Source organism: Rouxiella badensis (genome assembly GCF_002093665.1).
GTDB classification, from domain to species: Bacteria; Pseudomonadota; Gammaproteobacteria; order Enterobacterales; family Enterobacteriaceae; genus Rouxiella; species Rouxiella badensis.
Genome location: NZ_MRWE01000027.1, coordinates 56010 through 70181, shown reverse-complemented (window position 1 = coordinate 70181; position 14172 = coordinate 56010). Strand labels below are relative to the sequence as shown.

General features: G+C 54.7%; 16 protein-coding genes. All 16 read left to right on the top strand.

Going from position 1 to position 14172, the window contains the following annotated elements:
* Positions 1-572: 572 nt before the first annotated feature.
* From BS640_RS15735 to BS640_RS15660, 16 genes are read left to right on the top strand one after another with little or no spacing between them, the layout of a single operon-like run.
* Entirely contained in the window at positions 573-1289 is a 717-nt protein-coding gene (locus BS640_RS15735) for a beta-ketoacyl synthase chain length factor (protein ID WP_084912901.1), read from the top strand.
* Positions 1265-2089, top strand: a complete 825-nt coding sequence (locus BS640_RS15730) for a lysophospholipid acyltransferase family protein (RefSeq protein WP_017491167.1) — start codon at positions 1265-1267, stop codon at positions 2087-2089. Before BS640_RS15735 ends, BS640_RS15730 begins: the two co-directional genes overlap by 25 nt.
* Positions 2090-2092: 3 nt before the next feature.
* Positions 2093-2350, top strand: a complete 258-nt coding sequence (locus BS640_RS15725) for a phosphopantetheine-binding protein (RefSeq protein ID WP_017491166.1) — start codon at positions 2093-2095, stop codon at positions 2348-2350.
* A 36-nt stretch (positions 2351-2386) separates the two neighbouring features.
* Positions 2387-2641: an acyl carrier protein gene (locus BS640_RS15720; RefSeq protein WP_017491165.1), complete on the top strand. Its 255-nt coding sequence runs from the start codon at positions 2387-2389 to the stop codon at positions 2639-2641.
* 4 nt (positions 2642-2645) lie between these two features.
* A complete protein-coding gene (locus BS640_RS15715) occupies positions 2646-3227 on the top strand; it encodes a COG4648 family protein (protein WP_084912900.1) in 582 nt (193 codons plus the stop codon).
* Positions 3194-4573, top strand: a complete 1380-nt coding sequence (locus BS640_RS15710) for an AMP-binding protein (RefSeq protein WP_084912899.1) — start codon at positions 3194-3196, stop codon at positions 4571-4573. The genes BS640_RS15715 and BS640_RS15710 overlap by 34 nt, the downstream gene beginning before the upstream one ends.
* Entirely contained in the window at positions 4570-4911 is a 342-nt protein-coding gene (locus BS640_RS15705) for an ApeI family dehydratase (protein WP_084912898.1), read from the top strand. The genes BS640_RS15710 and BS640_RS15705 overlap by 4 nt, the downstream gene beginning before the upstream one ends.
* The gene (locus BS640_RS15700) at positions 4902-6626 is read left to right on the top strand and encodes a glycosyltransferase family 2 protein (RefSeq protein WP_084912897.1); all 1725 of its coding nucleotides are present in this window, start codon (positions 4902-4904) and stop codon (positions 6624-6626) included. The genes BS640_RS15705 and BS640_RS15700 overlap by 10 nt, the downstream gene beginning before the upstream one ends.
* Position 6627: 1 nt before the next feature.
* Positions 6628-7071 (top strand): acyl-CoA thioesterase, encoded by a 444-nt coding sequence (locus BS640_RS15695; RefSeq protein WP_026110428.1) that lies wholly within the window; start codon positions 6628-6630, stop codon positions 7069-7071.
* Positions 7068-7673, top strand: a complete 606-nt coding sequence (locus tag BS640_RS15690) for a LolA family protein (RefSeq protein ID WP_084912896.1) — start codon at positions 7068-7070, stop codon at positions 7671-7673. Before BS640_RS15695 ends, BS640_RS15690 begins: the two co-directional genes overlap by 4 nt.
* Complete coding sequence (locus BS640_RS15685; protein ID WP_084912895.1) at positions 7645-9972, top strand: MMPL family transporter; 2328 nt, start codon at positions 7645-7647, stop codon at positions 9970-9972. Before BS640_RS15690 ends, BS640_RS15685 begins: the two co-directional genes overlap by 29 nt.
* A complete protein-coding gene (locus BS640_RS15680; protein WP_017491158.1) occupies positions 9969-10547 on the top strand; it encodes a DUF3261 domain-containing protein in 579 nt (192 codons plus the stop codon). Before BS640_RS15685 ends, BS640_RS15680 begins: the two co-directional genes overlap by 4 nt.
* Positions 10544-11716, top strand: a complete 1173-nt coding sequence (locus BS640_RS15675; protein WP_084912894.1) for a beta-ketoacyl-[acyl-carrier-protein] synthase family protein — start codon at positions 10544-10546, stop codon at positions 11714-11716. The genes BS640_RS15680 and BS640_RS15675 overlap by 4 nt, the downstream gene beginning before the upstream one ends.
* Complete coding sequence (locus BS640_RS15670; protein ID WP_017491156.1) at positions 11713-12210, top strand: hotdog family protein; 498 nt, start codon at positions 11713-11715, stop codon at positions 12208-12210. The genes BS640_RS15675 and BS640_RS15670 overlap by 4 nt, the downstream gene beginning before the upstream one ends.
* Positions 12207-12938: a 3-ketoacyl-ACP reductase FabG2 gene (locus BS640_RS15665; protein WP_017491155.1), complete on the top strand. Its 732-nt coding sequence runs from the start codon at positions 12207-12209 to the stop codon at positions 12936-12938. The genes BS640_RS15670 and BS640_RS15665 overlap by 4 nt, the downstream gene beginning before the upstream one ends.
* Positions 12935-14167: a beta-ketoacyl-ACP synthase gene (locus tag BS640_RS15660; protein WP_017491154.1), complete on the top strand. Its 1233-nt coding sequence runs from the start codon at positions 12935-12937 to the stop codon at positions 14165-14167. Before BS640_RS15665 ends, BS640_RS15660 begins: the two co-directional genes overlap by 4 nt.
* Positions 14168-14172: the final 5 nt, after the last annotated feature.

Here is a 14172-nt window from a genome sequence, read left to right as displayed (position 1 = left end):
AGTTCAGTTGGTTAGAATACCTGCCTGTCACGCAGGGGGTCGCGGGTTCGAGCCCCGTCCGTTCCGCCACTAATTGCATAACCCTGAATCGAAAGATTCAGGGTTTTTTGCATTATAAAGCCTAAAAACCTGCTCATTTACCTCTGCATTTCAATAACATCCACCGTATTTACATCTTCAGTCAATGCGCAAGAATAAAAATTTTTATTTAACTGCCCTCAGGATGATTTTACGAACAATTCCGGGGTGAATTTCATACTGAATTCACCTCATCCCAAGTCAGTAATATGCTGATTGGCTGAAACTTTTAATTTGTTAATATCCTTTTAATAACCTTATGGGGTAATAAACTCAGCCCTTATAAGGAAGGCTAAAAATAGTTTTTTCTTAAGTTTATTTTTAGTATTAATGAGTTCTTAATTAATGCTACATCAATATTTTTTTACTTTATCCCTGATAAGATCCTATTTCTTCACTTAATGGCTAGGACAATTCGTAATTGCAGATGCAACTCAGTTTGAAATCAAATAGAGTCTCACTCGATACGAATAAAAATCCGAGAGCTCGATAAAATGAACTACTCATTAACGGTACTTGATTGGTATGCGGTAGCGCCAGGTATGAATCATGCCGAGGCCTGGAACGCTTGGGCGTCGTTGCCAGAATTCATGGGTTTCAGCGGTGAAATTGAGAAAAGCCAACGTATCCCGATGATGTCCGCCAGAAGAATGAGTCCCGTTAGCCGCATCGCCGTAGAGGCAGGGCTGGCACTGCTTGAAAAGCATCAGATAGCCCGTGCCGTATTTACCAGCCGCCACGGCGAACTTGAGCGCACCTACAAAATTTTGCAGATATTGGCACAGGAGCAGCAGGTTTCTCCTACCGATTTTTCGATGTCCGTACACAATACGGCGGCAGGCTGGCTGACAATAACAGCTAAAAATCCACTGCCTGTCACTTCACTTGCAGCGGGTAAGGACAGTTTTCAGCAAGGACTGATTGAGGCGCGCGCGATGCTGTCGGCGGATGAGGGTGAAAAAGTGTTGCTCGTTGATTTCGACGGTGTTGTGCCTGAGCTGTATGGCAACGATTTCGCACAGGAATATGCGCCTTATTGCGTCGCGCTGGTGCTGACGCTGGGCGAGCAATTCACCTGTCGGCGCAGTGGTGAAGCATCAGAGGAGCCGGTCCCTCAAAGTCTGAGTTTCTTAAGGAATTTTTTGCTAAACAATAAAACGTTTTGCATTGCAGGTGAGGTCGGACAATGGCAATGGAACAGGAAGGATTGAGCGCGGACAAAGAAATCATTAAGCCTGCCAGTCTGATAAACCGCATGTGGCGATGGCTGGCGACGGGGCTGTTGCTGATTTTATTTAATATTGGCGGACTCATACTCTCGCTTGGCTGGTTCACGTTGTTAAGGCTGTTTATCCGCAACCCGCAGAGGCTGCATCAACTCACATTGAATAGCATAAAAAATAGCTTTGTTTTATTTCTGAGTCTGTTACGCCATCTCCGCGTGGTGGATTTTAAAATAGAAGGTGCTGAACTTTTTAAGCAGGATAAAGGTTGTCTGGTTATTGCCAACCACCCCAGCCTTTTAGATTACGTTTTGCTCGCTTCTTGCATGCCACGCTGTGATTGCATCGTAAAAGAGTCGCTGCTGATGAATCCCTTTTTTAGAGGCGTTATCAAGTCTGCGGGATATTTGGTCAATTCAGGATCGGAAACGTTGCTCGATGCCTGTGAAGAAAGACTAAAAGCGGGCGGGACAATTCTTATTTTTCCTGAAGGTACTCGATCTATTGAAGGAAAAGAGATTACTTTACAACGTGGTGCTGCCAACATTGCGCTGAGAGCGGGTTGTGACATTCGCGTTGTTTATATTTCGTGCCGACCTCCCATGCTAACAAAACAGGGGCGGTGGTATAGTATTCCGCCGATTAAACCGCAGTTTCTTATTAAGGTTAAAGGCAAAGTTGCGACCCGGGACTTTATCCAAGAGGGCGATGCCTCACCCGCTATGGCTGCCAGGCGTCTTACTCATCATCTGCGTACTGAGTTAATGTTAAAAAATAATGAGAAATAAGTCATGGATCCATTAAGTAATGAAATAAAAGTCCTGATCATTGACACCCTTAACCTTGAAGGGATGACGCCAGAAGAAATAGATGCTGATGCGGCGCTGTTTGGAGACGGATTGGGACTGGATTCTATTGATGCACTGGAATTGGGCCTGGCCTTGAAAAATAAATATGGTGTCGTGCTTTCTGCGGAAAGCGAAGAAATGCGTCAGCATTTTTATTCGGTTGAGACGCTCGCAAAATTTATCGCCGGGCAATCGAAATAATTGATTAACAATAACAATGTTGTGTAAGAAGGTTTTATGAGCAAGCTTGAGATTTATCAGCAAATTAGCGGTCTACTGGTCAAATTATTCGAACTCGATGCCGACGATATCAAACCAGAATCCCGACTTTATGAGGACCTGGACCTGGACAGTATTGATGCCGTGGATTTAGTGGTGCATCTGCAAAAGGCCACCGGCAAAAAGATTAAACCTGAGAGCTTCAAATCGGTGAAGACGGTGCAAGACATCGTTGACGCCATCGACGCCTTACTCGATTCAGAAGAACCGTAGTCAGATGCAGGCTGCAGGTCGCCCACGCCGGGCCGCGCTGTTACATGCGGTCACGGTATTAGTCATCATTGCTTATCCACTGGCCGTATGGCTGGGGTTAAGGAACGGCGGAATGGGTGTTCTGGCCCCTATTCTGATGGTGACGTTTATCCTGCGGCTGCTGACGTTTCGCGGAAAACTGAGCCAACTCACTGCGCTAGGCAGAACGCTGGCCGCCGCTGGATTGCTGTTTGCCGCGGCAAGCTGGTTGTTGCATGAAAGCCAAATGTTACTGTATTACCCGGTAGTGGTGAACACACTGCTGCTGCTTTTATTCGGCTATTCACTGCTATCACCTCCGCCCGTCGTAGAGCGGCTCGCTCGACTCTCTCAGCCAGACTTACCACCGAAGGCCGTGAGCTATACGCGGCGCGTGACGCAGGTCTGGTGTGTTTTCTTTTTTTTAAATGGTGCAATTGCGTTCTACACCTGCCTCAAAGGCGATGTCGCACTGTGGACTTTGTACAACGGCGGGATCAGCTATCTGCTGATCGGCTTATTGATGGGTGTTGAATGGATAGTCAGAAAGCGGGTTCAGCGCGCTTAACGCTGGCGATGGAAAATTGGCTAATGCCGGTTGAAGGCGAAGATCGGTTGATATCCTGGAGTCGTCAACGTGAATGGCGGCAGAGTGATTTTCGTCGCGACGTGTTGGCGCTGATTGGTCATGTACGCGGGCTGCCTGCAAGCCGCTGTGCACTGTGCTTTAACAATAGCTACCATTTTGCCGTCGGCCTGCTCGCGGTGCTTTACTGCGAAAAAACGCCGGTGCTGCCGGGGCATCAGCGCCAGTCGGTGTTAGAAGAACAGATTGCCGAATTTGATGCTTTGTTAACAGACTGCGCTCTGACGCTGCCGTGCCCAACGATCACGCTGCCTGAATGCCTGGATTCAGAAGCGGACTTTCCACTGCCCGATTTCCCTCGCGATGCCTCGCTTATTCTGTTTACCTCCGGCTCGAGCGGCAAACCGCAAAAAATTATTAAAACGCTCAGCTGCCTGCATACCGAAAGCCAATGGCTGGCGAACACCTGGGGTGAGGCGCTCCATCAGGCGCGTTTCGTTGCCACGGTTTCCTCCCAGCATATGTACGGCCTGACGTTTCGCTTTATGCTGCCGCTCACCCTCGGTCTGCCTTTTTACGCTGAAAGTGTTGAGGTGCATGAACAGCTGGTAAACATGGCGCAGCAATATCCTTTAGCGCTCGTGAGCAGTCCCGCGTTTCTCACCAGGCTTGACGCAAAAATAACGCCAGTCAACTGCCTCAAGGTCTTCTCGGCTGGCGGGCCGCTGTCAGCGCAAAGTGCAGAAAAGATTCGGCAGCTTTGCGGCGTTTCTCCTAATGATATTTATGGCACCACAGAGACCGGCATTCTTGCCCACCGTCAGCCACAGGAACCTGAGACACCCTGGCGGTTGTTCGAAGGCGTCAGTCTGCGTGCCAAAAATGAACAAAGTATCCGCGTGTTTTCAGACCTTGTCTCACAGTCGGAAGGTCTCGAACTAGGCGATAATATTGCGTTGATTAACCACGGACGCGAGTTTTACCTGTTGGGCCGTAAAGACCGTATCGTCAAAATCGCCGAGCAGAGACTTTCGCTAACGGAAATTGAGGACCGCTTGATCCAGCTGCCGGTGATAGAAGATGCCTGCGTGCTGGCGATAGAAAAAAAAGGGCGTCCCTACATCGCCGCGGTGGTGGTGTTGAGCCCGTTGGGCCGAACACAGTGGCATGCCTTGCCACAGGCCGAGATGAACATGAGGCTGCGACAGCTGCTGCGCCCATGGCTGGCCCCCGTAGCCTTGCCTCGCTTCTGGCGCGTCCTGCCCGCCGTTCCCCTTAATTCGCAGGGCAAACGTGCCTACGCAGACCTACAGGAATTATTCTTATGATGCAGCCACAGGTGCTGAGTAAACAGCGTCAGGCGGACAGCGTGACGCTTGAACTGAGGCTGCCCGCGACGCTTTTATGGTTCAAGGGGCACTTCCCCGAACAGCCGATTCTGCCCGGCGTGGCTCAACTCAACTGGGTGATGACCTTCGCTCGCGAAGAGCTCCCGCTTGCCGCCCATTTCGCAGGATTTGATGTGATCAAGTTTCAGCAGCCGCTGTTGCCAGAGCAGCAGGTCACGCTGTCTATCCAGTGGTTGCAGGACAAGAATAAGCTGCTGTTCAGTTATCAGGTTGGCGAATTTCAGGCAAGCAGCGGAAAGATAAATCTATGTCCATGAGCCGCGCTTTTCGTCCCTGCATCATTATTCCCTGCTTCAACCATGGTGCGACGATGGCCCGTGTGCTGGAACGTATTCAACCCTTTGGTCTCAACTGCATCCTGGTGGATGACGGGAGTGAGCAGAAAACCGCCGACGAACTCGTTCGGCTGGCGGCTCTTTATCCGTGGGTAACCCTGACTCGATTACCTAAAAATCAGGGCAAGGGCGCGGCGGTGATGGCGGCAATGAAACAGGCGAGGGAACAGGACTACAGCCACGCACTGCAGGTTGACGCCGACGGACAGCATCAGCTCGCCGATATACCGGTCTTGCTCGCTGAAGCCGAGGCTTACCCTGAGTGCCTTATCTCAGGCAGGCCCGTCTACGACAGTTCGGTGCCCAAGGCGCGCCTCTATGGCCGCTATGTCACCCACGTCTGGGTGTGGATAGAAACCCTGTCGCTGTCGCTGAAAGACAGTATGTGCGGCTTTCGCGTTTACCCTCTGGCGGCGTCGCTCGACGTGATGCGCAAAAATGCTCTAGGCGAGCGTATGGATTTTGATACCGAAATTATGGTGAGGCTTTACTGGCAGGGGACCGACAGCCGCTTTATCGCGACGCGCGTGGTTTACCCTGAAGAGGGCCTTTCACATTTTGATGCGTTAAAAGACAACCTGCGTATTTCCTGGATGCACACACGGCTGTTTCTCGGCATGCTGCCACGCATTCCCAGTCTGTTGCGCAGACGGCAAAGTACTCGCGATGAGCCCCACTGGTCGAAGACTCAGGAGCGGAAAGGGCTGTGGGGTATTCGCCTGATGCTTAAGGTGTATCGCCTGCTCGGGCGGGGAGCATTCGCGCTGCTGCTCTATCCTGTGATTGGCTATTTCTGGCTAACTGGCCGCAGGCAGCGGCAGGCTTCGCAGGACTATTTGCGTCGCCTTGCTCGCGTGGCCGAAGCCCGCAGGATAACCCTGCCTTATAAACTCAGCAGTTTTCGGCATTTCATGCGCTTCGGCGACGCGATGTTGAGCAAGCTGGCGACCTGGCAAGGCGACACGCTGTTGGGCCGCGATGCGCTATTGGTTGACGCCGCGCGCTGCGAGGCACAAATCGCCAGTGGGCAGGGTACGCTGATTCTCTGTTCCCACCTGGGCGATATCGAATCCTGCCGCGCACTGGGCGAGCTCAATAAAAACGTGAAAGTGAATGCGCTGGTCTTTACCCAGCATGCTGAAAGATTCAATCAGGTGATGAAAGAGGTTAACCCCGATGCCTGCGTCAACCTGATTCAGGTGACGAACATGGGGCCCGATACTGCCATTCGCTTGAAAGAGTGCCTGGATCGCGGTGAATGGGTGGCTGTCGTCGGCGATCGCACTTCGGCGGGGGGCTATCAGCGCGGCGGACAGCAACGGGTAATATTGAGTGATTTCCTCGGCGCTCCGGCCGCCTTTCCACAGGGCCCGTTCATTCTGGCCTCGGTGCTGCGCGTGCCCGTTTTCCTGATGTTTGGCATCCTGCAGCGGCAACGGCTGAACATCTATTTCGAACCTTTTGCCGACCCCTTGCTGTTCCCGCGTGCGACCCGGCAGCAAAGTTTGCAGAACATTGTCGACAGCTATGCGCAACGTCTCGAGCACTACAGCCTGCTGGCCCCGCATGACTGGTTTAATTTTTATGATTTTTGGCAGCGCCCATCGGGCGTGCCTGCTGACAGAGAGTCTGATTGATATGGCAGAGAGAAAAGACCCGCGTTTATCCGATCCTCGTTTTACTGCGTGCGTAGAGATAACCGTGCCTTTCCATGACGTCGACCCAATGGGTGTGGTCTGGCACGGCAACTATTTTCGCTATCTTGAGGTCGCCCGTGAGGCGCTCCTGAAGCAGTTCGGCTATGGCTATCGCGCTATGGAAGCCTCGGGTTACGTCTGGCCTATTGTCGATACGCGTCTCAAATACATCGGACCGGTCACCTTCGAGCAGAAGATTATCGTGCAGGCCGAGGTACAGGAGTTCGAGAATCGCCTGCGGATTGGCTATCAGATATTTGACGCAGACAGTGGAAAACGCACGACCAGCGGCTACACGCTTCAGGTTGCGGTACAGATCGAAAGTAAAGAGATGTGCTTTGTCTCACCGCCGGTATTATTCGAAAAAATGGGGATCGTCCAATGAGGCGTTTAGTTTTCTTGATGCTTGGGCTCTTCAGCCTAAGCGTACATGCGGTAACGCTCGACGACCTCCAGCAGCGTTTTAGCCAACAGCCGGTCCTGCGCGCCGAGTTCAGCCAGCAGCGTAGCGTCAGCGGCATGGACCAGAAGCTTAATTCCAGCGGTATCCTGGTCATCTCACGCAATGACGGACTTTGGTGGCAGCAGGAGAAGCCCTTCGCGCTGAGCCTGCTGTTAACCGACAGTCGCATGGTGCAGACGATGGCCGGTCAGCCGCCGCAGACAGTCACTGCGCAGAATAACCCGCAGATGTTTCAATTTAACTCACTGCTGACCGCGTTGTTCCATGCCGATCATCGTGCGCTGGAGCAGAACTTCACGCTGGATTTCAGCGATCGCGGCCAGGGCAATTGGAAATTAGTGCTCACGCCTAAAACATCGCCGTTAAACAGGCTGTTCAAGACCATCAGGCTGGAGGGTCAGACCTTCCTCAATAATATCAATATCAACGATATGCAGGGCGATGTGACGCAAATTCGCTTCTTTAATCAACGCACAGAACCTAAGACGCTGACCGATGCCGAGAAGCAGCATTTTTCTTCCTGAACACCATCGTCGGCTGGCGCTAGGCTGGTTGCTTATCTGCCTCGCGTTGGTGGCCGCTCTTTTTTGGCTGCTGCCGCGTAGCCAGATTAACAGCAGCGTATTGGCGCTGTTGCCCAAGCAGCAGCTGGCCGGTGTTCCAGAAGACGTTTCCGACGCGTTTAGGAAGCGGCTCGATCGTCAGCTGATGTGGCTGGTTAAACCGCCTGAAGGCGCGCAGCGTGACAACGCCCTGAACGCATGGCTGCAAAAGCTGCAAAAATTACCGGCATTACAGCAGGTTGAAGGACCGATGGACGACGCAAGTCAACGTCAGTGGGGCCTGTTCTTTTTCAACCACCGTAATGCGCTGATGGACGCCGCCACCCGAGCACGCCTGAGCGCGGGCGCGGCGGCGCAGTCGCAGTGGATACTCGGCCAGGTATATTCGGCCTTCGCGGGCGTCAGCGGTAAAGAGCTGACGGGCGACCCGCTGTTGCTGGTTCGCGCCTCACAAATGGCGCAGCAGCAAAATGGCGCAGGCATGACGCTGGATAACGGCTGGCTGGTGGCTAAAGACACTCAGGGGAAAAGTTGGTACTTACTTCACGCTGAGTTGCGGGCCTCCTCCTATGACATCACTAGCAGTAAACAAATTGTCGGGCAGCTCGACGCCCTGAAAACGCAGTTTGAGGCCCAGTGGCCGGGTGCAAAAGTGCTCGAACGCGGCACGGTTTTTTACAGCAATTATGCCAGCCAGCAGGCGGAGCACGATATCTCTACTCTCGGGGTAGCCTCAGTCGTCGGCGTCTTCCTGCTTATCCTTTTAGTGTTCCGCTCGGTGATCCCGATGTTACTGAGCCTGCTGTCGATTTCAATCGGCGCGCTGGCCGGGGCGGTGATGACGCTGCTGGTGTTCGGCGAAATTCACGTCATGACGCTGGTGCTCAGCACCAGCATTGTCGGTATTTCCGCCGACTATACGCTCTATTTTCTGACCGATCGCCACGTTCACGGCGGGCAGTCAACGCCACTCGAGAGCCTGAAGAAACTGTTTCCGGCGTTATCAATGGCGATGTTGACCACCGTCGCTGCCTATCTGATGCTGCTGATTGCGCCTTTCCCCGGTATGCAGCAGTTGGCGGTGTTTGCCGCTGCCGGTCTCAGCGCGGCCTGCATCACGGTGATGTGCTGGTATCCTTATCTGGCAAAGCGCTTACCGATTGGGCCAACGCCCGGGCTGGGACTTATCCTGTGCTGGCTGCACGCTTGGCGCAGTAATAAAAAGCTGCGCATCGGCCTGCCGTTGGCGGTGCTGATACTGGCGACAATCGGCGGAATTCGGCTGCATGTCGATGATGATATCGGCCAACTTCAGGCACTTCCAGGCGATCTGCTCAAGCAGGAAAGGCAGATTGCAGCGTTGACCGGCCAGTCTAATGAACAGAAATGGCTGGTGGTTTACGGCGACACCGCCGAGCAGACGTTACAGCGGCTCGAGGCGTTGGAACCGCGACTCGCGCAGGCCAAAAAAGAGGGCGCAGTGGCTGGGTATCGCCTGCTCGGACTGCCTTCCATGCAGCGGCAACAGGCAGATTTGGCTCTTTTAACGCAGCGTGCGCCACAGGTGGCAGCGGAGCTTAAGCAGGCGGGTCTTAACGTCTCGGTAGCCAACGTGTCGCCGCAGTGGGTCACGCCCCAAGCATGGCAGCACAGCGTAATCAGTCAGGGCTGGCGGCTACTGTGGCTTTCGCTGCCTGACGGGCGCAGCGCGGCGCTGGTTCCGGTTAACGGCGTCAGCAATGGCGCGGCGATGCAGTCGCTGGCGCAGGCGATGCCCGGCGTGGGTTGGGTGGATCGCAAAACCGAGTTCAGCGGCCTGTTCGAACAGTATCGCGTGATGCTGTCATGGCTGCTTATGTTGGCCGCCGGGGTGATTTGCGCCATCTATCTGTGGCGATTCCGCTGGCCACACGGCCTGATTTGCTGCATTCCGACGCTGTTGTCTCTGGCAATGGGCGTGGCGGCGCTGGGGCTAAGCGGGCACAGTCTCAACCTGTTTTCGCTGCTGGCGCTGATTCTGGTACTCGGGATTGGCATCAATTACACGCTGTTCTTTACCAATCCACGAGGCACGCCGACGACGTCCATGTTTGCCGTCTTTATGGCCGTGGTCACCACACAACTGACCTTCGGCATGCTGGTATTCAGCTCGACGCAGGCAATTAGCAGCTTTGGTATCGTGCTGAGTAGCGGCATTTTGACCGCCTTCGTGCTCTCGCCGCTGACGCTGCCGGGTAAAAAAAGAGGAAGTAATAAATGATTAAGGCCCGATGGCTCTTGATGATAATGGCGCTCATGCTGGCGGGGTGTGCCACGCATCCCACGCCCGACACATTGCCGCAGGCGTGGTTGAAGCCCGGCGTGCGGGTACGTTTACCGTCCCCCCAGTTGAACGAGAAGCTTGAACAGCAGCAGTTGCTGACCGGCACCGTCGACGGCAAACAGCAGTCGCTGCTGGTATTGCTTAACGCTAACGGAAAAACCCTGCAGCTGGCGGGCCTTTCACCCTTAGGCATTCGCCTGTTCAAGGTAGATTACGACGCCGCGGGCATTCATACCGAGCAGACGATAAAAATTTCCCAGCTGCCGCCCGCTAATCAGGTATTGGCCGACATCATGCTGAGCTACTGGCCCGTCGACCGTTGGCAGCCGCTACTGCCCACAGGTTGGAGGCTGGTGGATAACGGCATGACCCGTACTCTCATTGATGATGCGGGTCAGCCGGTGACCCAAATTGATTACCAAAATCAGGGCGGTAAACGTCAGCCTATCGCTATAACTCAGCACGTTTTTCACTATCACATTGCGATTCAGAATGTGGGAGACGGCGCATGATCTATTTCTCCGCGGTGGGTATGGTGAACGCGCTGGGTGGTGAGCTCGACGAGATTGCCAAAAATTTGGCGGCAGGGCGTTCTCCGGGGATGACGCTCCGAGAAGGCTGGCTGACCAGTCAGCAGCCCGTCTGGCTGGGACAGGTTTTAACGCCACTGCCCGCGGTGCCGGATGCGCTGATGCGCCATCGAACCCGTAATAATCAGCTGTTGATGGCGGCCCTGAAGCAGATTAGGCCGCAGGTTGATAGCGCCATTGCCCAGTACGGCAGAGACCGCGTCGCCGTGGTGATGGGTACCAGCACCTCCGGTATTGCCGAAGGTGAAGACGCTATTCAGTTTATTCAGGCCGAAGGTGATTTTCCGGCAGAATATGCCTATCAGCAGCAGGAGTTGGGTGACCCCTCGCAATTCCTGAGTCGTCTGCTCGATCTTGAGGGTGCATCCTATACCCTGTCTACGGCCTGTACTTCCAGCGCCCGCGCCATTATTAGCGGGCAACGCCTGATAGAGGCTGGCCTGGCCGATGTCGCGCTAGTGGGCGGTGCAGACAGCCTTTGCCGCATGCCTGTCAACGGTTTCGCCAGCCTTGAAGCGCTGTCGAGCACGCGCTGTACGCCGTTTGCCGCCGAGAGAGACGGCATTAATATCGGCGAAGGCGCCGTGTTGATTCTGCTGACCCGCGAGCCGGCACCCGTTGCGCTGCTCGGCGTCGGCGAGTCCTCCGATGCCTGGCATATGTCTGCCCCGCATCCGCAGGGGGAAGGAGCCGAGCGGGCGATACGCATGGCGATGGAGCAAGCGAAAATAACAGCTGACAGTCTCGGCTACATTAATCTTCACGGCACGGCAACGGAGCAGAACGATCGGGTTGAGGCGCAGGTTATCCAGCGGCTGTTTGCCGATCGCGTACCCTGCAGTTCTACCAAACATTTGACTGGCCACACGCTGGGAGCGGCGGGTGCGACAGAAGCCGCCCTGAGCTGGCTGATTCTCAGTCGTAATATTGCCCTGCCGCAGCAGGACTTTTCACACTCGGTGGCAGACCCTGCGCTGGGTGAATTCGGCCTGGTGACCCGCGAGCAGACATTGCAAAAAGCGGCCATTCTCTCGAATTCTTTTGCCTTCGGGGGCAATAACGCCAGTATCTTGTTGGGAAAACCACAGTGAATTATTTAGCCGCAGAGCATTACCTGCCTCACGCCGCGCCGATGGTCTTGCTCGAAGAGGTGCTCGAGGTAGGCGAAAACACCGCCTGTTGTCGGGTACGCGTCAGTCCCGAGGGCGTGTTGGCTCCGTTTCTCGACCAGCAGGGGCAGCTTCCAGCGTGGTTTGCCATCGAACTCATGGCGCAAACCGTCGGCGTCTGGAGCGGCTGGCACGGCGAACAGAATGGCAATAAGCCGCGCGTCGGCATGCTGCTTGGCGGGCGTGCAATGAAATGCACAATGGCGACCTTCCCGGCAGGCAGTCTGCTTACGGTCAACGTCACCCTGCTGTTGCAGGACGAAAAACTGGCCAGCTTTGAATGCGAAATATCGATGAACACAGGCCTCGACAATGCGCATCGTGCCGCCACACAGGCCGTTGCGCAGGCGAGGCTAAACACCTATCGACCTGAAACCGAAGAATTAAAAACATTAATAAAGGGGGCAGCGCTATGACGCGTTCAGTGTTGGTCACCGGTGCCAGTAAAGGTATCGGGCAGGCGATAGCCATTCAGTTGGCGAAAGACGGTTTTAATCTGGTCGTGCACTATCACCGCGATTTAGCGGGGGCAGAGCAGACCGCAGCACAGATAACGGCCGCTGGCGGATGCGCAAGAACTCTCAGTTTCAACATCGCAGACAGGCAGCAGTGCCGCGAGGTGATTGAGGCCGATATTGCCGAACATGGCGCCTATTATGGCGTCGTCAACAACGCGGGAATTACGCGCGATGGCGCATTTCCCGCACTAACGGAAAGCGACTGGGACGGGGTGATTCATACCAATCTCGACGGCTTCTACAACGTTCTTCATCCCTGCGTGATGCCGATGATAAGCCTGCGGCAGGGCGGGCGCATCGTCGCTCTCTCTTCGGTCTCCGGTATTACCGGCAATCGTGGTCAGGTCAACTACAGTGCGGCAAAAGCCGGGATAATCGGTGCCTGTAAAGCGTTGTCACTGGAACTGGCAAAGCGAAAAATTACCGTTAACTGCATTGCGCCGGGGCTTATCGACACCGGCATGCTCGACATTCAACCTCAGGCTCTTGAAGCCGCGATGGGCGCCATTCCGCTCAAACGTATGGGCACCGCCGCCGAGGTTGCCGGTCTTGCCAGCTATCTCATGTCGGACATTGCAGGCTACGTCACCCGTCAGGTGATTTCCATCAACGGGGGCATGGTATGAGTATTCATCGCGTTGTGATTACCGGCATGAAGGGCGTGACAGCCTTTGGCAACAGCTGGGAGCAGGTCTCCGCCAGGCTGCTAGAAGGGCGTAATGCCGTCAGGCACATGGACGAGTGGTTGATTTACCAAGGGCTGAACACGCACCTTGCTGCACCCATTGAAGACTTCGTGCTGCCCGACCATTACACCCGTAAGCGCATTCGTTCGATGGGACGCGTCGCGCTACTGTCGACCCGTGCCACCGAATTGGCGCTGGAGCAGGCTGGACTTATCGACGACCCGGTGCTTACCCATGGGCAAACGGGGATAGCCTTTGGATCCTCGACCGGCAGCACTAAGCCAGTCAGCGAATTCGCCACCATGCTTAATGAGCAGCACACCAATAACATCACCGGCACCACCTATGTGCAAATGATGTCGCACACTACCGCGGTCAATGCAGGGCTGTTTTTTGGCCTGAAAGGCCGCGTGATCCCAACCTCGAGCGCCTGTACGTCGGGCAGTCAGGCAATCGGTTATGCCTACGAGTCCATCCGTCATGGCTATCAAACCGTGATGGTCGCAGGGGGAGCCGAGGAGCTATGCCCTTCGGAGGCGGCGGTATTCGACACGCTTTTTGCAACCAGTCAGCAAAATAGCACCCCCAAGCTATCTCCACGGCCTTTCGACAAAATGCGTGACGGGCTGGTGATCGGCGAAGGGGCGGGTGCATTGATCCTCGAGTCGCTGGATCACGCACAGGCGCGCGGCGCGAAAATTTATGCTGAGATCGTCGGCTTTGCGACCAACTGCGATGCGGCGCATATTACCCAGCCGCAGCAGGAAACCATGCAGACTTGTATCGCGCAGGCGATACAGCAGGCGGGGATCCCGTCTTCGGAAATTGGGTATATCAGCGCACACGGCACCGCCACCGATCGCGGTGATATCGCCGAAAGTCACGCCACGGCGGCCATATTTGGCAATAAAACGCCTATCTCCTCGCTAAAAAGCTATTTTGGCCATACGCTCGGTGCCTGTGGCGCGCTGGAGGCGTGGATGTCGCTGGAGATGATGAACGAAGGGCGCTTTTTCCCGACGATTAATCTGAGTGAGCCTGACCCACTCTGTGGCGATCTGGATTACATGATGGGCGAAGCGAGAAGCATTGAGACCGAATTTATTCAGTCCAATAATTTTGCGTTTGGCGGCATTAATACCTCGCTAATTTTCCGCCGCTGGCCTTAAGAGCG